We start from the raw sequence: 19,107 nt of genomic DNA on the forward strand, positions 1-19,107 counted from the left end.
TTACAAGGCTATTTGATCTTTTTGAAGTTTTTTCAGCTTTTTCAGGATCATATTTCGTTTCAGGTTGGAAATATGGTCCACAAAAAGCACCCCGTCCAGATGGTCTATTTCATGCTGCAAACAGTGGGAAAGAAGCCCTTCGGCCTCCAGAACCTGCTCTTTCCCATCATAATCAAGATATTTGACCTTGATATGGGCGCTGCGCACCACATCCGCGTAATGGCCGGGCACAGACAGGCAGCCTTCCGGAAAAACCGAATTCTGCGCGGACCTTTCGATAATTTCCGGATTGGCCATTTTAATCAGGTGAGAAGGCGCCTCTTTTTCCTCTTCCTCCCTCTGGCCCGTCTTGTACGTCGACACAACACGGATAATACCGTCTTCCTCTTCCTCGCCGTAATGCCACGTATCGGGATTGACATCCACGACCAAGACCCGGTTGAGAATATCAACCTGATTGGCCGCCAGCCCGATACCCTTATCCGCATACATGGTTGCCGCCATTTTATCCATTTGCGCCCGGATCTGATCGTCCACAGCCTCCACAGGCTGCGACTTTGTCTTCAAAGACGGATGGGGAACGGAAACAACTTCGTAAATATCAACCATATTTTTCTTCCTGTCTTTCCTCTTCGGCCCCGGAAAGGTCTTTGGCCGACAAGGTTTTAACGGCGGATTCCAAAGGCGCGATCTGCACAATATCTTTTGTATCCGATGCCGCTTTCATATCCTTGAATTTCCGCGCGCTGACCAGAACGCGCGATTCCAGCGAGGACAGCGCCTTGTTATAAGCCCCCATCGCCGATTCCATGCCCTTGCCGACCTTTTCCATGTGGCCGGAGAAAACGGCAATCCGGTCATAAAGCTCCGCCCCAAGCTCCGCAATATTCCTGGCATTTTTGGCCATTTTTACCTGCCGCCAGCTCAAACCCACAACACGCAGCAGCGACAGCATCAGAGTCGGAGAGGCAATCACCACCTGATTCTCGGCCGCAAAATCCACCAGCGAAGGATCGGCTCGCAGCGCGGCGCTAAAAGCCTGTTCGGACGGCAGAAAGAGGACGACAAAATCGGGACTGCCGTCAAGCTGCTCCCAATAGCCTTTCGCCCCCAACTGCCTTACGTGGCTGCGCACCTGCCCCGCCAGACGCTGTTCCACGGCGGCCGCTTCCTCGCTCGTTAAATCCATATCCATTTTATCGACAAATTCATTGATCGGCGTTTTGGCGTCGACAACAATGTTAAACCCGTCTTGTAAATGAATAATCACATCCGGGCGCCGCCCGTCGGAAAGCCGCGTTTGCGTATCGTAATGCTGTCCCTTGATCAGGCTTGCTTTTTCAAGCAATCCTTCCAGAACGAATTCCCCCCACTTGCCCTGCGCCGCAGGATTTCTGAGCGCGCCGGTCAGCCTGGCGGTTTCGGCCCGCAGGCGCGTTTGATCCTCCGCCATGATTTTGAGATGCTCGCGCAGTTCCGAATAGGCACCCACACGCTCTTTTTCAAGACCGTGCAATTTATCCTGCATCTGCTCCAGCGTTTTACTCACCGGCAAGACAAGGTCGGAAATCGCTTTTTGCCTTTTATCGAAATCATGGACGCTGTGCAGATGCGTCTGCGCCATTTTTTCCTGCGCCAGAGTCAGAAAATCCGCCGCATTGGATTTCAGCGTTTCCTGCGCCAGCGCCTTGAAGTTATTTTCCATGCCCGCGCGCTCGGCCTCTATACGGGCCTCCAGCGCCGCCTTGTGCCTTGCCAGCGAAAAAACCCAGCCGGCAAAGAGCAAAGCCGCCAGCAAAAACCCGGCCACGGCCCCCATCCCCAAAGAAAGCGGGTCCAATATTAAATCCGGTGATATAATTTCGTTTTCCATGCTATAATGAAGGTCGCATATTCAGGAAGGAAAGTTCAATTGAAATCTGAACAAAAAAAGAACGGTACAGCCGCGCAAAGCGGTGGCGTTATGGTTTATATCCTTTTGGCCCTCGCCCTGCTCGGGGCCTTGACGATGACCCTGTCCCGCCAGAACGAACAATCGGACGCCCAGAATATCGACGATGAACTGGTCGAATTCCAGGTTACGCGGCTTTTGAATTATGCCCAGTCCGCGCAAAGCGTTGTGGACCAGATGATTATGTCCGGCTCCAATACCAGCGATCTGGTTTTCGATCTGCCCAATTCCGCCAGCTTCGATACGGCCCCCTATATCCACAAGGTTTATCACCCGGAAGGCGGCGGCCTTATTTCAGGCAAGGCTGATCCGGAAATTTTCACCGGCACGGACAACGACCCAGATCCCGGCTGGTATATGGGGCTTTTTAACAATGTCGAATGGACCCCTTCCGCAACGCAGGATATCATCCTGACCGCCCACCAGATCAGCAAACCGGCCTGCGAGAATATCAACCTGAAAGTGACAGGAACCACGACCATTCCGGCCATTGCCGGCACCGGCGTTCTGGCGGATTATTTAATCGACGATTCCCTGCACACCGGCACGAATGCGGATTTCACGGCCGTTGTTTGCGCAAGCTGTGACGGAATCGCCGGCCTGTGCGTCAGCAACGCCGCCGCAGATATGTGGAGCTATTTTATCGTTATTGAAGGGCAATAAGCACGGCGCGAAGGATATCGATTCCTTTATTCTTTGCCGCGCTTGTTTGCAAAATTCCGGGATACGCCGCCGGATGCTTTTTAAGCGTTTCTAAAATATCCTTTTCCAGCGCGGACAGATTTTTTCCCTTGTCGCACTTGGTCAGCACAATGCGGTAATTAACCGCCGCCTTGTCCAGCATCGTCATAAGAGTCTCGTCGCTGTCCTTCAAGCCGTGCCGGGCATCCACCAGAACGAAAACGCAGCGCAAAGTGGGCCGCCCCCGCAAATAATCAAAGATCAGGCTATCCCATTCCCTGCGCGTTGTTTTGGAGACTTTCGCATAGCCGTATCCGGGCATATCTACCAGATAAAGCGCACCGCCCAGTTCAAAAAAATTAAGCTGCTGCGTCCGGCCCGGCGTGCCGGACGTGCGCGCCAAATCTTTCCGGCCCGTTAACGCATTGAGCAAAGAAGACTTCCCGACATTGGAGCGCCCCGCAAACGCCACTTCGCTGCAGCTTGCCGCAGGCAACTGCGCCAGATCGGCAACGCCCAGAACAAAATCGCACGGACCCGCAAAAATTTTGCGCGCTTCTTCCAGTTCCTGTTTTGAAAACTCTTCCGTCATATTTATTTTATGTGCCGCTTTATGTGCTGCCGCATGAACCCGGTTTTGAAAGCGGGAGAACCGGATATTATTATTTCTTCTTCTTTTTCCTGGGTTTTGGTTTGGAAACCGGCTTTTCCGGCCCGGAGTCTTTCGAGTCCTCTTCCTCGCCGAACAGGGCCTCTTCGACCTCCTCTTCCACCATTTCCAGCCCCGGATGGATGGACGGGCCTTCTTCGACAGCCTCTTCCATCTGTTCTATATCCTTATCCCTGGAAAACAAATGAACCTCAACCCCCATGGAGCGCGTAATCACATATTGCTGGATCACAGCAAGCAGGTTGCTGAATGTCCAGTAAATAACGAGTCCGGACGCAAATTTCGCCAGAATAAAGCACATCAGCCACGGCATCGCCGCGATGATACGCGCCTGCATTTTGTCCTGTGGCGGCGGCGACATCTTGCGCTGTGCAATCGATGTTATCAGCATCATCACCGGCCACGCCCCGATCATAAGCGCTTGCGGCGGATCCCATGGAATCAGCCCAAACAGGTTAAAGACCGTGGTCGGATCCGGCGCAGACAGGTCCTTGATCCAGCCAAAAAACGGCGCATGACGCATTTCGATGGTGTTGGACAGCACCTTGAACAACGCAAAGAAAATCGGAATTTGCACAATAATCGGCAAACATCCGGCCATCGGGTTGACTTCTTCTTTTTGATAAAGCTTGACCAGTTCCTCCTGCAGCTTTTTCTTATCGTCTTTATATTCGTGACGCAGATTATAGACCTTGGGAGAGACTTTCCGCATCTTGGCAAAGGATTTGTAGGACGTATTGGCCAAGGGAAAAACAGCCAGGCGCAGCACGACCGTAAACATGATAATGGCAACGCCGAAATTTCCGACAAGACCGTAAAAGAAATTAAGAATAAAAAAGAACGGGCGCGTCAGAAAATAATAAATGCCAAAATCAATCGCCAGATCGAAATGCGGAAGATTCCATTTTTCTTCATAGGCATTTAGTGTCTGAATCTTTTTGGCCCCCGCAAAAAAACGGTTTTCAAAACGGGCCGATTCACCGGGCCCGATCGTGCGGGCCTGCCCCATAATATCGCTCTGGTAACGCCCCGCATCTTTCGGCAAAGCCCCGGGGGTGTGTGCAAAACGAAAAGTGGAGAATTCCTTTTGATCCGGCGCCAGGGCCACCAGCCAGTCTTTTTCCGTGATACCGATCCAGCCTTTGACCGCTTCAAATTTTTCACGCGGGTTTTCCACCAGATCGCCGTAGCTGCGCTCTGTCATTTCATTCCCGACATAGGCGAGCGGCCCTTCATGCACCACCCAGCGCCCGGCATATTCTTCCGGAAACCCTTTTTGAGAAATCAGGGCATAGGGAAAAAACGTCAGCGTTTTCGATCCCTTGTTGACAACGCGCTGGCTCAAAGTGAAACCGTATTCCTCGTCCAGCGAAATGGTTTTTTCAAAAGACACCCCCTGTCCATTCGACCATGTCAACGTCACAGGAGTCTGCGGGGAAAGAGTTTTTGAACCGCCGGCTTTCCAGACCGTATTTTTGTCCGGCATTTTTACACTCTTGTCCGATGTCACCCATCCAAACTCCATATAGCGGGCGAACGCCGCGCCGGAGGGAGACAAAAGAGAAACCCTTTTTTTCTTTTCAATCGTTTTAAAATAATTTTTCAGGCTGAGGTCATCAATCCGCCCGCCCGTCAAATTGACAGAGCCGGAAACGTCTTCATTTTCAAACGGCACACGGGCCGTTTGCGAAATAACTTCATCGCGGGGTTTTTCCTCTTCCACAAAAGGAACGCCGGATACCTGAGACTCTTTCACGGCGGCGGCGACAGCTTCGCGCTGCGCCCGTATCGCCTCGGCCTGCGGCGCCAGAATAAAATGGTCATAGGCCGCCCAAAGCGCTACCGACAACACCATAAACAAAATGAGATTGCGGATATCATTTGGATGCATTTCATCTTTATTCTGCATGATCGGCTTTCGTTTTGGGGCCAGAGCCTGGACAAGAGTTCGAATTCAGGCGTTTATAACCGATGATCCCTTCACGATCAATGCCCGGGACAGGATCCAGATAAGCCCCTTTGTACCAGGGATGGCACCTCAGTATCCGCTTGAGAGACAAAAACAGCCCCTTAAGCACCCCGTACCTCTCAAGCGCCTGCATGGCATAGGCGCTGCATGTGGGATGGAAACGGCAGCACGGACCGGTAAGCGGAGAAATCAGGTAAGCATATCCCCTGATAAAGAACTGTAAAACCTGCTTCATCCGCTTCTACTCACTTAACTTAATCCCCCTTCAAAACGCCCGTCTTCCGCAAACAATATTCCAGATCCTTTTTCAGGTCGGAATAAAGGCGCGTTCCGGTCTGAGGCCGCCCGATCAGGACATAGTCCGTATGATCCCTGGCCACAAGAGGCAGAACGTCATATGCGACGCTCCGCAGGCGGCGCTTGATCCGGTTTCGATTCACGGCAGATTTGCTTAAATTCCTGGTCGCCGTCAGCCCGAACCGAATGCCTTTCCCCTCATTCTCGCAAACCTGCAGGATCAGGCCTTTGGCCACCCATTTTTGCCCCTGAAACCTTGCACGCAAAAAATCGGACCGTTTTTTCAAACGGTCCAGCGACTTTATGTTCTCTTTTTTGGCTTCCACCCTGTTTTGCGCCGCTTCATCATAAAATAAAGAGCGGACGGATGTTACGCGCTTAAACGGGCGCGGCCCTTGGCGCGGCGTGCCGCCAGAACGCGGCGGCCATTTTTGGTAGCCATGCGGGCACGAAAACCGTGGCGGCGTTTACGAACAAGTTCACTCGGCTGATAGGTACGTTTCATTCTTTTCTTCCCCTTATTTGGGCTTTAATTCCTTGAATTCTGGCGATGTTGTACAGGGAAACTCTTTTTCTGTCAATTTTTCTTGCGATTTATGTCAGGTTTGGCAATATAGGCGGGTTAAAGATTTTAAATCAGGGACTTACAGAAAGCTCAATCTTACATGTATATCGATGACAAATGGACTCCCGTGCAGGGAGAAGAGCTTGCAGGCTTTCTGGATCAAATCGATCCTGTCGGCGGGAAATACAAGGTGAATCCGGAAACCACGATCGTGGAGTGGCGAATGTTGCCCTTTTACGATCAGGTTGCCCTGATTCGCGTTAAAGATCCGGCATGGACCCCGCGGAATCTGTTCATTTATTACCTGACAGATCAGGGAAATCTTTACTGGCTCAACGGCACCTCCCCGCCTATCCATGAGATCAATGCAAAAGCGCCCATCAAAATAACGGATGAAAACGTACTGGAATACCTCAATTTCTTCTGTTTTTTTGTGCGCGGCGAAGAAGGCCCCTTCCTGATTGCCGAAAGCATGGACGACCCGTATATGCCCAAGGATCTGGACGACAGGACCCGCTCCGTTATTGAAGGCACCATCCGTCCGGCCTCCTATGAGGGCAAGAACGAGCAGGGCTACTGGCTTTGCGACGCCGTTGTCTATTATTCCAACGCGCTTTTCATCGCAAATTTTGCCGTCCAGCCCGGCGGAATGATCGAAATGCTGGACGACGAGCCCATCGCGGCGGACCTTCCTGTCAAAGTGGATGCGCCTGTCTCTTAATAGGACGGCAACGCATTGATATAAAACAGGAATTTTTGTTTCTGGTCCTGACAGGCCGGGAGCACCCCTTCAAAATTTTTATTCTTCTCCGGCCCTGTGGTATACTTAGTAAGGTCATGAGAGGGACTAAAATATGAAGAATTTCAAAGAATTAGCGCTTTTCCATATCGTTACGCTTGGGGTAATATCTTTCGCGAACCCCGTTTTTGCGCAGGATATCAATACCGTTTCGGATAATATCGTAGAATCGATAGACGATCTGCCGGGCCTGCTGAGCGGCGTATCCTATCTGCTCGGAACCTTGCTTGGCGTTCTGGGAGTCCTGAAAATCAAGGATCATGCCGACAATCCGGGCAGCACGCCTTTGCAACACGGTATGATCCGCCTGGCAGCCGGCGGTGCGCTCTTTGCCCTGCCGCTCGTTTTCGAAGCCATGCAAATCACGATTGGAGAAGACGGCGCACTGGAACAGGCTGAAGTGAGCGGTGTTGCCTATGGCGGAGGGGGAAGCTGCCCCGGAGGGGAAACGCTGGGCACGGTTATATGCAATCTCATACTGTCTTCCAACAGGCTCCCCGGCCTCTTTTCCGGCGCGTCCTACCTCTTCGGCGTGTTCCTTGGAATCTGGGGTATTATGAAACTGAGAGATCATGTCGAAAACCCCGGACAGGTCCAGATATGGGACTCCGTCAAACGCTTTTTGGCCGGCGGCGCTTTCTTCGCCCTTCCGACCGTTGCGGAAGCCGTACAAAGGAGCCTTGATGCGGACAACCTTGATTCTTTTACAACCGGCGGCTTTAAGGAAGGCACGAGCGGCACAGGGCTGGACGCCATGATCGTCAGCCTTGTCGAAGATATATGGGAGCCGACGCTGTGGCTTGTGATTTCCTTCAGCTATCTTGCCGGTACGATCCTGGTCATTATCGGTATTTCACGTTTCTTAAAAACAGAGCAGGAAGGCGCCCGCGGGCCAACCGGGATTGGAACAATTATGACCTTCCTCGTGGCAGGCGCCCTGTTCTCCGTTCACAAAATGGTCGGAGCCCTTTCCACGTCCCTGTTTGAAACAAACGTTGTGACCATGAAACCGGAGCTGGTTTATACGCCCGGCCTGACAGGCGCGGAAAAAGCCCATGCGGAAGCCGTCATTCAGGCTGTCATCGTCTTTGTCGCCATTATCGGATGGATCAGCATCGTGCGCGGATTTTTCATTATCAGGGGCGTTTCCGAGGGAAGTTCCCAGGCCTCTATGATGGCGGGCATGACCCATCTTATCGGCGGCGCCATCGCGGTCAACCTCGGCCCTGCCATGAATGCCGTCCAGACGACACTGGGCATCACCCAATACGGTATTTCATTCAGCTAAAACAAACAAAGGCAGGGAGCGGAAACTCCCTGCCTCTAATACAGGCCCTCAAGCATATCCTCTGCAGGCGGCGGCAGAGTCAGGTCCGGCTCTGCAGCGATGATGGACGGAATGGAAATATTAAACTTTTTGATAATATCGGAGTCGACTTCCCGGCGGTTGAAGAACACCTTCTCGATCATCAGCCCCCCCGCATCATCCTGCGTGAAAGAGCATTCAATCATTTCCATTTTATACTGGCCAAACGCGTCAATGCTCGTGAAATTAATACGGGTCGCGCGAGGATATTGTTCAACGGATTCATGACGGATCGTTTCAGGATAAGCAACATTCTGCTCTAAAAACGCACCGCAAACGCCATATAAAATGCTGCCTTTCGGCGGATCGCAGGAAAATAACGACAAGAGAATAATCAGGAGAACAAACGCAGCAATACCCGCCAGAGCAACGCGCGTCCTGTTCCAGACCGGCGGAAGCATTTCATCAATATCATCCTGCCCTTCCGGATCCGGAGAGGAATCTACAGGATTTTCTCTCATGGTTTATCCTGCCCGTTTTTTTTGTCTTTGGAGTCCTTATCTTCAAAGTCTTCGGCAGGAGGCGCCGGATTTTTCTTCGGTCCCAGAATCTCGTCATCATCGTCGTCATCAACAACTTTCCGGCGTTTGTCCCCTTCGGGCTCGGGCTGCGAAGGATCCTGCGGCACACCCTTCATCTTGTGGCCGCTGGCTTCAACCAGTTCGGCTACAATATCGTCGATCACCTGCGCCAGCGCCGCAGACCGGGCATGTCCATGCTCCGACAGCTCAATAATGCGGCGCCGGATTTCATTTCGCGCACTTCCGTTTGGAAAGTTGATCGCCAGAATCTGCCGCGTGAGATGGGCGCCCAATATGTTATAAAGCCGGCTCCTGATTGCCACATCTTCCGAAGATGTGGAAAGCGCCCAGATTTCGATCGGCCCCAGGGTATTATACAAAAACTGTTCATACCTGCCGTCAACGGTTCCCAGAACAAACAGGACGGGCGCCCCCCCTGCCTTCGGCCCCGTCAGTTTATAACGAATAACGTTCCGCGCCGTTTCCGACAAACCGAAGCGCTCCCGGATATCATCCACGGCCTGATCCGAAATGGCCGCGCCCAGTACCCAGACGCCCGTGGCCAGATCCACCATATCCTGATCGAAGTCGCCCAAAAGCTGCGAAGACAGCGCAATCTGCACCCCGCGTTTCCGGCCCTCGCGCACGTCCCTCACAAGCTGCGCCCGCACAGACAAAGACCCGCCGGTCCTGTGAAATTCGTCATAGCAAAGCCGCTTGGGCGTTTCCATGATGTTCTGGATACGGGTCTCATGGAATCCACGGTATTTCTCCGGAACGCTCGAGAGCATTTCCGCGCCCATCCACCAGTTACGGACAAGGACATGACGGGCCAAAAGATACATCACGGACGTTTGCCGTTCCGCCGTATCGTCCCCTTGGGGAGACACATCCATCAAGTCAATCGCGCAAACCCGCGAATCGGAAACGTCAAATTTTGTCACCCCGGCAAGAATCGGAAATTCCCGGATCGCGGAGGTCACCATCCGTTCAAACGCACTGATGACGTTTTCCATGGTAAGACCGGCCGCCGTCTGTTCGAAAAGAGAACGCGTCTGCGGACGGCGGGAAGCCGTAATGGCATCCGCCAGAGACGGGGAAGCGTAGCGCTGGGCCAGAATGGCAACGTGCGTTTCCCCCAGGTCGAACATCCGGTCAACCACATCCCACCAATAGGGGTCCGAAGGCAGATGCAGGTTATGTTTCTGGATGGCTTCATCCACGTGAACATCCAGACGCGGCAGATAAGGACGCGGCTCCGCATTTGCAGCCGCATCGTCCCGCCAGCGAAACATCTCGTCCACGACCAGGCCCGCAAGCTGCTGTATCCCGTCATAGGGGCGCTCATGCCCGGGCGCGGTGCAAAGGAGCGTCAAGAGCTCGACAAGATAACTCCGTTCGTCAATCAGCGGATACCGGCACCCGAGCTGGGTATCGAAAGGATTGACCGCAAACGCGTTTGTCATCCGCATGCGATAATGCGCCGCTTCATGCTGCCTTTCTTCCGGCAGGGCCTCTTTAATCAGGGAAACCATGCCGGAGGAAGACGGGCCGACGTCAATAATTGCGACATAAGGAAGCTGGCTAAGCCCCGGCGTCAGGCAACAACACATGTTCATGGAATTTAACAGAACCGATTTCCCGGCCCCGGGCTGCGCAAACATCAAATCGAACCAGGTGGTCGTGACATTCGTTCCCGTCTGGTAAGGCCAGACCTTCCCGTCAGGGGTCCGGAAAAGCATGGCGCCCCTCTCAAAAGGCGAAGAGGGCCGTTGCCACGGCATCAGCTTCATGACCTCAAACATCGGCGCGACAGCGGCAGGCGCCGTCCCCGCGCAATGAATACCCATTGCCGAAGACATCACGCAATCCAGAGGATCGCCGGAAAACTCACTTACCTGACAATAGCCCCAGCTCTCGACGGACTGGACAAGGTTGGCCAGCCGGTCCTGCAGCAATTTGGGGTTGTCCCGCGGCGCCCATGTGGCAAAAGACACCCGCAGGCGAACGACAGGCTCTTTCCGGGCCATGCGCTGCAGGCCCTCCAGAGAATATTTTATCTGCTTGTTCAGCGCGTTCGTGACCCCCAGAATCGTGGCCACAAAAGCCCGGAAAGCCGTCGCATAAGCGCCGCCGCCCTCAAGCATGAAAGAAATCCGGTAAGGGATATCCACTTCATGCAGGCGATTCAGAAGCATCGGAAACGGACTGGGATCCATCGGCGCCAGAGTGATATCCGCCCCGGCCCAGAGAAGGTCCCCTATCCGGACCGTATATTCGTTCATAACATACGCATCGCCCAGCGCCAGTTGCTGGCGCATGGAAGGCCAGAGAATTTCAGACATGTCCGTCTTGCTGAGCGGCGCGCGCGAGGGAATAAAATCCCCCGGCAAGCATATGGCCCAGTCCTCATGGGCCTTGTTGGGATAGAGATTGTTTTTAACGGCCAGCATCGCCTCCCGCGCCGTCAACGCCTCCGCGCTCATGCCCAGCTCATCCAGAGACGACAGCACCGCCGCGGTGTAACTTTTGTGACGATTCCGCAGACCGGCCAAAGCCGCCAGAGGATCCTGCGCATAGCCCGCATTCACCCATTTCTTTTTCTGCGCTTCTGCCGCCGCCCGTTTCATTTCATTCTGGGTCATAATGGAAGGGCGCGTCCAAAGGACAAAATAGCATTCTTCAAAAGACAAAAAGCGGGACAAATGGCGGACCCGCTCGTCAAAGATATCCTTCACTTCCAGTTCAACCGTTTCGGCCGTCAAACGGGAGGGGCGGATCAGTTTTTCCAGATAAGAGGATATCCTGTCCGGATCGCGCGTAAAATAAACCTGCAGCGCATGACCCTGCCGGTCGAAACGCGCGCCGATTTTCAATGTCGCGCCCTCGATCAGATAGTTATATTCCTCTTCCCCGACAATCTGGCGGCTGCCGTCTATCTTCAGATAACTGACAAGGGAGCCGTCCGAAGCCACCATCGTCATCTCGTCGTCCGCCGTCTCCAGACGGATAAAAGTCTCCACAGACTGCTTCATTGCAATCTGGAAAGGCGCCAGAATTTTATCAAGAAGTCTCATTCAAAACGAACATTACTATCGAAAACACACGAACCAATATCCTCGTTTTAAGAGGGTATTATACTATGCCCGCTGAATATAGAAAAAATTGCGCCTCATTCACGGAAATAAAGGGGTTTGGAACAAGATCGCCTTTCAGCGGGGCCTGTCACGTCCGGCAGATGGAAATATCTGACGAGGTTGTGCAAAAAAAAAGAAAAAAGACGGGAAGGCGAAAATCCGGCCCGCTAGGCAGCCTGTTTGAACTTCGCGTAGAATTTCTTCCACTGATAGGGCGCTTTGCCGCCAAAAGGACCGTCTTTAGACCGCCAATAGGCCAGGATTTGCGGAAACTGGTTAAATTCCAGATCCCCTTCCTTGATAATCCGGCGATCCAGTGGAAAAAGACGTACTCCCTCCAGCTTTTTGGCCCGCATCGAATATTGGCGGGGACCCGTGAAATCCCGCATCACCGTCCCTAAAATAAAGGGATCGTCCGTTCCAAGCCGGTTTTTGGCTTCTTCCCGCCGCTCCATCAGTATTTTATACGCATTTTTGGCGCTTTCCGCCATGGAGCCTTGTGAAATACGCGCCACATAAATGGCCCGCGCAATGTGGTGAAGCTGCGCCTGTTCGATCTCGGGAAGCCAGATCAACGCACCGGAGCGCATCTCCGCCGTCCTTTCCAGATCAAAACACTGATGGCAAAAAATGCACGCCGTCGCCAGATTTTCCAAACGTATGTTCGAAGGATTCCCGTCAAGAAAATGGATATCCTGATATTTCTGGGACGTAAATCCACAGAACCGGCAAGTGTAGGAATCCCGTTTCAGAATTTTTTGGCGCAGATCCGCCGTCAGCGGACCCTGACCTGCAGAAGAATGGGTATTGCCCGAATGAAGGGCAATACCCAATGTAATATTTAAATAATCCATCTCGTCCTTTAAAGACTTATTTAACGTCAGAGAACTCCTGAACGCCCCATGCATCAACAGATGTTGCGTTGGCGCCGTCTTCCCCGATCGTTGCCTGCATGGCTTCGTAGACGATCGGCAGGGCAAACAGACCACCACCGGCTGCCAGACGAATAGCACCATGTTGAAGAGGCGTGTTGCTCGGATTTTCAACGTGATCCTTGATTTTCAAAATCCCCAGAACCCCCAGAAGAATTCCGACCATGTAGGACACACCCGTCAGCAGACCGGGAAGATCCTGAATGGATTCGGAAATGTTATCCGAGATCGTGCTGAAGTTTTTTGCAGCATGAGCACTTTCAACACCGCTTACCATTCCGGTAAAAAGAGCTGCGCTCATCATCAAACTTTTCTTTCTTAAAAATTTCACCATGTTTTTTCTCCTTTTGAATATCATGTTATTAAAAGCTGGAAACTTTTAATAAAGAAAATGTTTTTAAAACCTATCTAACATTGTTTCCTGCTATACTTAAATTAGACCACATCTTGACCAAATAAGGCAAATTTGTGCGCAAGGAAAATGAACAAAATTCACTTAAGTTATTGATTTAAAACAGAATAAAAATTTTATTTTTTTACGAAAAAACACCCTTTTTCCAAATAAGGCCAAAATAAGGCACCCCGTTTTAAAAGATTACTGGCGGATGCTCCCCTTGCTTCCCCGTACAACCCAGCGCCCGTTCACATAGGAAATATCCTCAATCTGGCCAATACCGGCCAGCACATCCCCCACCCGAACCGCTTTCATCTCACGCTCATTCTGACGCGAAACCCAGGCCCGTCCGGGTTGTGCGGCGCGCAACTTCCATACGGGAGCCTGTTGCGACGCCACCTTTTTGACAGGTTGCTTTTTAGGCGCAGCCGTCTGTTTCGCAGGCGCCGGAGCTTCCAGAACGCCGCCGGACTTTTTCTCGGCCTCAGATGAGGACGGCACAGCAGCGGGCACCGCCGGAACATCCTGAGCCTCTTCCTTCAAACGCGCCTCCTGCTTTAAGGAAGAAAGCTCCGTCTGGATGTTTTTAATAGCCTCCGCTTCGCCACTCTGAATTTCTTTGATCTGACCTTCCATACTATCGAGTCGCTCAAGCAACAGATTGATCTTTTTCTCCAGACCCGCCGATACGACCTGCGTGACCGGATCGGCTGCGGGTGCCTCTTCAGCCGCTTCCGTCTTCACTGTTTCCGTTTTTTGGCTTTCCGTCTCTTCAGCCAAATCGACGGGCGTTTCAAGAAGGTCTGTTTCGGCGGGAGGTTCCGAGATTTCAGGGATTTCCGTATTTTTCAAGTCCTCCGCTAAACTATCCTCTCTTTCCATTTTTTTCTGTTCCCGCTCCGCCACCGCATTTTTAAGAATCTCTTCGGCCGCATTTGGAACCGGAGCCTCCTTGGAAACCGGCGAGGGAAGCTCCTGAGAAACAAGACCGGCACTCTCCTGCCCACTTTCCTCAACGTTTTCAGACAAACCGGACGGTGAATCAGAAGGCGGTACGTCCTGCGGCGGCCTTGGAACGTTTACATCTTCTTCCGTTGCGTCCACATACCCTTCCGCCGCAGACATGGACGAAGGCATGGGCGTTAAAACCGAATCGCCCCCCTCCTCAGAAGCGATAGGAGAAGGCATGGGCGGTGCCTCCGTGACAGGAGAATCCGGCGACAATCCTTGCGGATTGTGTAAAAAACCCGTCGCAGATTCGGGTTTGAGGGTCGGAGAAGCCTCTTCGTCCTTCTGCGCGCCAAAAATAGGCCCGTCCGTCGACCCGGTCATATGCAAGGCCGTTGTAAATTTCTGTATAACTTCCGGCCTTTTGGAAACAACCTGATAAACAAGCACGGCAAACCCCACGACAAGCGCTATCAAAATGACACTTGTATTGAAGCTGGGCCCCTTTCTTTTCTTTTTCTGTGCGCCCGCGCCTGCGCCTTCTACGACATCCTCATCGAAATCAAGAATATCCTCTTCCCAGCCTTCTTCATCGACGAAACCTTCATCAAGCTCTTCATCAATGTAGTCTTCCTCCTCCTCTTCCTCGTCATACTCATTGAGAAGGTCCTCATCCACAAGATCGTCATATGTATCTTCCGGTGCGTCTTCTGGGCGGTCTGGGTTTTGCATTATTTAACAGCCTTTATCATTTATTGCTTTATCGGTTACATGCAGGCGGGCAAATCCATATCATAACAGGCCCGCCGCCCTTAACTTTTATAAGAATTATCCCACTCTATCAAGACGATGGTTACGGCGTCCCCGTCCCCGGATTCGAAAACCCGCCCTGCGACGGCATCGGCACGAGCGTGCCGAAATTCGGAAAACCGCCCGACGACATCGGCACAACCGTGCCAAAATTCGGAAAACCGCCAAAGGCCGGTTGTGCTGCAGTGGTTTCCGGAGGCAGCGGCGGCTGAATTTCTTTTCCTTCTATCACCGGATCGACAAAGAAAATCCCGATGGGCGTCCCGGCACGAATCTTAAGCATAGGCTGAATCTTGCTGACTTCTTCCGATAAAATGTCGGACAAGGCGCTGCCGGCTTCCTCAATACCGGAGGCCACTTCCTGACGCGACCCCGTACTTCCGGCCTGACTTGTCGTCGTCGTGCCGCTTTGCCCTTGAATTGTCACGGTTGTCGTCCCCGATTCAGAAATCGCTTCCGTCAAACCTTCCACAAACTTTGCGGCCATGGGCAAGACAATCCGGCTGAAATAACGCCTGTCGATATCCGTGACCACACCGGGAAGGGTTGTATTCGGATCAAGTGCGACAGCGTTAACCGCTTCGCTGACACCGTCGATAACGACCTGATAAAAATGCAGCGTCAAATAATTATCCGTCGCCGTAAAGCTTCCGATAATTTTAACGCCGCGCAATGGCCCCGATGCAATCTGGGCCAGAACAGGCCCCGGCGCATCCGTATTGGCCTCTGTGACAAGCTGTGCATATTCGATCGTCCCGGCCGGAATCAGGATATTTTCCGTTTCAGGCACATCAGGCTGCTGCTCTTTCAGCCGCGCCAGAGCATCTTCCCGCGCCTTACGTTCCTTATCTGCCAAAGCGTCGAGATACGCCAGAGATGCAACCTTTTTGAACTGCGCCCCTTTGATCTGCTGATTGGCCAAAACAGATTCCATCTGGATCGACTGCGCCTGCGCCAGGGCGTTTACGGCCGGAGTCCGCGTATCGGGGGGAGGCTCAGCCTCTTCCTCCGTAAAATCCTGCGCCACTATTTTCTGCTGCTGAATCCGCTCTTCCTGCATCCGGCGCCAGCGGTCCAAGGGATCTTCCTCTTCCGTATCGTCCACCTGCAAAGGCAGGGTCCCCTTGGGCGGCTCAACCGGCATGGGAACGGCGCTTTCACTTTCCCGCAGCGCTTCTTCAATCCGGCGGGTGTTTTCCTCTTCAATTGCCTGCTGGTAGGACTTCGATACCTCGGCCGTTCCCGGCGTTTCCGTCAAATCGCTTTTCCGGGCGGTTTTGGAGGGCGGCGTCCTTTCTTCACTGCCGCCAAAAAGAATAACCCCCGCCACAATAATTACAAAGGCCGCCAGAATAACCCCGACTTTAACCATCGGGTTGTTTTTCCAGAGATCCGCCAGCGTCCCCTTATCTTTGAAATCATCAAAGCCGCTCGTGGAGTCATCGTCGTCGAACGGGTCTACGTCCAGTTCGTTGTCGATATCGAAATCCTGTTGCTCATCACTCATCGAAAAGATCCTCTTGTTCTTTAAGTTTAGCGCGAACAAACCGCCCCTGATCCGAAAGCAGCAGAACCGGCGTATCGCTCAGCGCATAAACGCTCATCCCGTCCGCAGACGAAACGGAACTTTCCCACCCCGGAGAGAGCAGGGTCATCGGCGTGCGCACATAGGTCAGCCCGCCGACCTTATAGGCGCTTGTCCGCCCATCCACCCCTGAGACGCTCAGGCGCACGGCACCCGGCGGCGGCACCCCGTCCAAAACCGTCGTTAACGTGGAATTCCCGGCAACAAGCTGCGTCCCGCCTTCCATCAACTGGGCCTGTGCAAAGGGCCCAAATTCAGGAATCCGCGCATCCACACGGTAATGGACCGCATCGCGCCCAACGCGCAAAGCAAATGTGATAGGCGTTTTCAACGTCAGGAGCCGGACGGACATGTTCCCGTATCCAAATTTTGCCATCGGTGTAATCCGGATAATATGGCCGCCTTCTTCCGGCTCGATAATTTCGAAATCCCCCGCCCACGTAATATCCTCCACCGGCCACGGCGCTCCTGTAATATCAAGCATATTGACCGTTGTAACGTGCCCGACAGCCGTCTTGATAAAGGGAGGCGTAACCCCCGGGTCCATGGAAATCGTCTGAACGCTTACCTCGGGACGGGGAAGAGCATAGGGAGGAGACTGCGCCGCCTGTTCCGTTCGGTCATAATGTTTCAGAAGAATCTCTATATCTTCGGGCCTCAAAGGGAAAAGCCCTGTCAACGCGGCGTCAAAGGCCTCCTGACGTATTTCTTCCGCACTTTCTCCCTGCAAGGGATCTCCGGAATTTTCTCCCGGATGAATGGTGACATTCCGCCCCGCCGCCAGACCAAAGCCTTCACTTTCAATACGAATGCGGGAAATATCTGCCGAAATATCAGGCAAGGCCTCGGAGCTGTCGTAATCTTCATCCTCCCCTGCAGCATCATCTTCAACGCCACCTTCGGCGCCGGCGTCCGGTTCTTCCACCGCCATTTCCCGCTCCCGTACAGGGGCCTCTTCCTGCGCGGCATCCTCTTGTGTCTCTTGTCCCGACAGGATCTCCATCTTGTCTTCGGGCGCCTTCAGCATCTCCTCCGAAGGCTCTTCCTGATCCGGAAGCTCCTGCGCCAAGGGCTGACCCGTGCTAAAAACAAACAACATCACGAGCAAAACGGGAAACAGTCTGATATGAACGTCTTTTGGAACCATGGCCTTTAAAACACCGTGCCTTAAACAAGGCTGTTAAATGCGAATCCTTTTATTGCCATAGAATATCCTGTGTACAGGGCACTGTACATCCTTCTATACCGGATTTCCCTCAGAAAATTCCGGCAAAAATATTGGCGGACCCTCTAGCCCGAAAGAGCAACCCACTGGGCAATACCGACACCGTTCGGGCTCTCCAGCCGGGGAACGCGAACGACGACCAACGTTATCATCCAGTTATCGTTCCTTGTCTTGGATCCGGACTGATAGGTCAAAACCATCGGAATTTGAACAACCCATTGATACTGGCCCGCGACAATCCCCTCGGACTCCAGAATGGGAGCGCCGCGCGGCGCAGCCGTTACGACCTGTGAATTCGCCTGAACCGATTCCAGAATCCTGGCGTTTTGCAAGGCAGAAGTAAAGCTTTCCCACCCGCGGCGCGTAAAGTGACGGGAGGCCTCCTGCAAACGGCGCCGGTAATCATTAAACCCGAACGTCATGACTTCCGTGGAAGCCTGCGCAACCCAAGACATTAAAGCGGGCGTACTCAGGTTCGGCTGGGTCAGGGAAACCATCGGAATCAAACGGCCGTCTTCCGTGGTTGCAAAATAGCGGTTTTCCGGCTGGTGGACATGAACAACGTAAAACATCGCCCCGATCAGTCCTACAATAATGAAGCATTGAATGACCGCCACCCGCAGCGCCAGACGATATCCGTCACGGTAAAACTCGTTCCGGACGACAACCTTGGCCAGCGCACTCGTATCCTGCGCATCCGCCTTCGTTTTAGGCGCGCTTTTAGGCTTTCCCGCAGCAGGCCCGCGCGGCGCAGGACGTATATTCCGGGGATTGCTTGTCTTTTCCGTCGGTTCGGTTGGTTCGGTCAGTTCGTCGGTCATAAAATTTCAGAAAGCCCAATTTGCAACTACACTATCTCACTCGCCGTCCATTATGTATTAGATAACCCGATACATAAAGGGTAAAAAACCACCTTCCGGGAATATTTGACCGTATTTATCATATTCAGAGCCTCTCAGGTAATTTTTGGTCAAGAACGTCCGGGAAGAAACAGAAAATAGGTTTCGTGCGTTTTGCTTTTCGAATATGATAGAATTGAAAAAGGGTCGTAAGACATTGATTGAGTTATACTGAGCCCGTTGTGCGGTAACCATCCCACAATGGGCAGGGTGTGTGAACGGGACAAGTTAAAGAGCGCAAGGAAAACACACGGGAAAATGTCGGAAAGAAAGTTACATTGTAAAGCCCTCCCGGAAAAAAACCCTTTTTTTCCGGGACGTCCCGGGCGGCGCTTTCTCCGTTTTTTTGCTCTTTTAT

General features: G+C 52.8%; 17 protein-coding genes and 1 pseudogene. 3 read left to right on the forward strand and 15 right to left on the reverse strand.

Features of this window, described 5'->3' with window-relative positions:
• Both H6853_01085 and H6853_01090 read right to left on the reverse strand, forming a co-directional pair.
• Positions 1-609 carry a peptide deformylase gene (locus H6853_01085; protein USO03907.1) on the reverse strand — a complete coding sequence of 203 codons (609 nt, stop codon included), beginning with the start codon at positions 607-609 and terminating at the stop codon, positions 1-3.
• On the reverse strand, positions 602-1,873 hold the full coding sequence (locus tag H6853_01090) for a DNA recombination protein RmuC (protein ID USO03908.1): 1,272 nt from the start codon (positions 1,871-1,873) through the stop codon (positions 602-604). The genes H6853_01085 and H6853_01090 overlap by 8 nt, the downstream gene beginning before the upstream one ends.
• A gap of 39 nt (positions 1,874-1,912) precedes the next feature.
• Here H6853_01090 and H6853_01095 point away from each other — a divergent pair, with 39 nt between their 5' ends.
• The gene (locus H6853_01095) at positions 1,913-2,614 is read left to right on the forward strand and encodes a hypothetical protein (protein USO03909.1); all 702 of its coding nucleotides are present in this window, start codon (positions 1,913-1,915) and stop codon (positions 2,612-2,614) included.
• On the opposite strand, the gene H6853_01100 is transcribed toward H6853_01095, so the two are convergent.
• The 5 genes from H6853_01100 to rpmH all read right to left on the reverse strand — a co-directional run bounded on the left by H6853_01100 (position 2,598) and on the right by rpmH (position 6,073).
• Complete coding sequence (locus tag H6853_01100; protein ID USO03910.1) at positions 2,598-3,224, reverse strand: YihA family ribosome biogenesis GTP-binding protein; 627 nt, start codon at positions 3,222-3,224, stop codon at positions 2,598-2,600. The genes H6853_01095 and H6853_01100 overlap by 17 nt on opposite strands.
• Positions 3,225-3,294: 70 nt before the next feature.
• The gene (gene yidC, locus H6853_01105) at positions 3,295-5,211 is read right to left on the reverse strand and encodes a membrane protein insertase YidC (GenBank protein ID USO03911.1); all 1,917 of its coding nucleotides are present in this window, start codon (positions 5,209-5,211) and stop codon (positions 3,295-3,297) included.
• Positions 5,201-5,506 carry a membrane protein insertion efficiency factor YidD gene (gene yidD, locus H6853_01110; protein USO03912.1) on the reverse strand — a complete coding sequence of 102 codons (306 nt, stop codon included), beginning with the start codon at positions 5,504-5,506 and terminating at the stop codon, positions 5,201-5,203. Before yidD ends, yidC begins: the two co-directional genes overlap by 11 nt.
• Before the next feature lie 19 nt (positions 5,507-5,525).
• Entirely contained in the window at positions 5,526-5,894 is a 369-nt protein-coding gene (gene rnpA / locus H6853_01115) for a ribonuclease P protein component (protein ID USO03913.1), read from the reverse strand.
• A 44-nt stretch (positions 5,895-5,938) separates the two neighbouring features.
• On the reverse strand, positions 5,939-6,073 hold the full coding sequence (gene rpmH / locus H6853_01120) for a 50S ribosomal protein L34 (GenBank protein ID USO03914.1): 135 nt from the start codon (positions 6,071-6,073) through the stop codon (positions 5,939-5,941).
• A 160-nt stretch (positions 6,074-6,233) separates the two neighbouring features.
• On the opposite strand from rpmH, the gene H6853_01125 reads away from it, so the two are divergent.
• Positions 6,234-6,854: a hypothetical protein gene (locus H6853_01125; protein ID USO03915.1), complete on the forward strand. Its 621-nt coding sequence runs from the start codon at positions 6,234-6,236 to the stop codon at positions 6,852-6,854.
• Positions 6,855-6,987: 133 nt separating this feature from the next.
• Positions 6,988-8,220: a hypothetical protein gene (locus tag H6853_01130; GenBank protein ID USO03916.1), complete on the forward strand. Its 1,233-nt coding sequence runs from the start codon at positions 6,988-6,990 to the stop codon at positions 8,218-8,220.
• Positions 8,221-8,255: 35 nt separating this feature from the next.
• Here the strand turns inward: H6853_01130 and H6853_01135 are convergent, their stop codons facing one another.
• The 8 genes and pseudogenes from H6853_01135 to H6853_01170 all read right to left on the reverse strand — a co-directional run bounded on the left by H6853_01135 (position 8,256) and on the right by H6853_01170 (position 18,671).
• A complete protein-coding gene (locus tag H6853_01135; protein ID USO03917.1) occupies positions 8,256-8,759 on the reverse strand; it encodes a hypothetical protein in 504 nt (167 codons plus the stop codon).
• A gap of 188 nt (positions 8,760-8,947) precedes the next feature.
• Positions 8,948-11,896 (reverse strand): annotated as a pseudogene (locus tag H6853_01140) (type IV secretion protein IcmB).
• 227 nt (positions 11,897-12,123) lie between these two features.
• Positions 12,124-12,810 carry an HNH endonuclease gene (locus H6853_01145; GenBank protein ID USO03918.1) on the reverse strand — a complete coding sequence of 229 codons (687 nt, stop codon included), beginning with the start codon at positions 12,808-12,810 and terminating at the stop codon, positions 12,124-12,126.
• A gap of 16 nt (positions 12,811-12,826) precedes the next feature.
• On the reverse strand, positions 12,827-13,222 hold the full coding sequence (locus tag H6853_01150) for a hypothetical protein (protein ID USO03919.1): 396 nt from the start codon (positions 13,220-13,222) through the stop codon (positions 12,827-12,829).
• A gap of 261 nt (positions 13,223-13,483) precedes the next feature.
• A complete protein-coding gene (locus H6853_01155) occupies positions 13,484-14,962 on the reverse strand; it encodes a hypothetical protein (GenBank protein ID USO03920.1) in 1,479 nt (492 codons plus the stop codon).
• Positions 14,963-15,083: 121 nt separating this feature from the next.
• Positions 15,084-16,547 (reverse strand): DotG/IcmE/VirB10 family protein, encoded by a 1,464-nt coding sequence (locus H6853_01160; GenBank protein USO03921.1) that lies wholly within the window; start codon positions 16,545-16,547, stop codon positions 15,084-15,086.
• Positions 16,540-17,652, reverse strand: coding sequence for a type IV secretion protein DotH (locus H6853_01165; protein USO04556.1), 1,113 nt, complete (start codon positions 17,650-17,652; stop codon positions 16,540-16,542). The genes H6853_01160 and H6853_01165 overlap by 8 nt, the downstream gene beginning before the upstream one ends.
• Before the next feature lie 263 nt (positions 17,653-17,915).
• Complete coding sequence (locus H6853_01170; GenBank protein ID USO03922.1) at positions 17,916-18,671, reverse strand: type IVB secretion system apparatus protein IcmL/DotI; 756 nt, start codon at positions 18,669-18,671, stop codon at positions 17,916-17,918.
• Between the last annotated feature and the right edge of the window lie 436 nt (positions 18,672-19,107).

The sequence above is a fragment of the Rhodospirillales bacterium genome, from assembly GCA_023898765.1.
Taxonomy (GTDB): domain Bacteria; phylum Pseudomonadota; class Alphaproteobacteria; order Micavibrionales; family Micavibrionaceae.

Coding starts and splice junctions, on each gene's coding strand:
- H6853_01085 (USO03907.1), bottom strand. CDS start 609: ATGGTTGATATTTACGAAGTTGTTTCCGTTCCCCATCCGTCTTTGAAG.
- H6853_01090 (USO03908.1), bottom strand. CDS start 1,873: ATGGAAAACGAAATTATATCACCGGATTTAATATTGGACCCGCTTTCT.
- H6853_01100 (USO03910.1), bottom strand. CDS start 3,224: ATGACGGAAGAGTTTTCAAAACAGGAACTGGAAGAAGCGCGCAAAATT.
- yidC (USO03911.1), bottom strand. CDS start 5,211: ATGCAGAATAAAGATGAAATGCATCCAAATGATATCCGCAATCTCATT.
- yidD (USO03912.1), bottom strand. CDS start 5,506: ATGAAGCAGGTTTTACAGTTCTTTATCAGGGGATATGCTTACCTGATT.
- rpmH (USO03914.1), bottom strand. CDS start 6,073: ATGAAACGTACCTATCAGCCGAGTGAACTTGTTCGTAAACGCCGCCAC.
- H6853_01125 (USO03915.1), top strand. CDS start 6,234: ATGTATATCGATGACAAATGGACTCCCGTGCAGGGAGAAGAGCTTGCA.
- H6853_01130 (USO03916.1), top strand. CDS start 6,988: ATGAAGAATTTCAAAGAATTAGCGCTTTTCCATATCGTTACGCTTGGG.
- H6853_01135 (USO03917.1), bottom strand. CDS start 8,759: ATGAGAGAAAATCCTGTAGATTCCTCTCCGGATCCGGAAGGGCAGGAT.
- H6853_01145 (USO03918.1), bottom strand. CDS start 12,810: ATGGATTATTTAAATATTACATTGGGTATTGCCCTTCATTCGGGCAAT.
- H6853_01150 (USO03919.1), bottom strand. CDS start 13,222: ATGGTGAAATTTTTAAGAAAGAAAAGTTTGATGATGAGCGCAGCTCTT.
- H6853_01155 (USO03920.1), bottom strand. CDS start 14,962: ATGCAAAACCCAGACCGCCCAGAAGACGCACCGGAAGATACATATGAC.
- H6853_01160 (USO03921.1), bottom strand. CDS start 16,547: ATGAGTGATGAGCAACAGGATTTCGATATCGACAACGAACTGGACGTA.
- H6853_01165 (USO04556.1), bottom strand. CDS start 17,652: ATGCTGAAGGCGCCCGAAGACAAGATGGAGATCCTGTCGGGACAAGAG.
- H6853_01170 (USO03922.1), bottom strand. CDS start 18,671: ATGACCGACGAACTGACCGAACCAACCGAACCGACGGAAAAGACAAGC.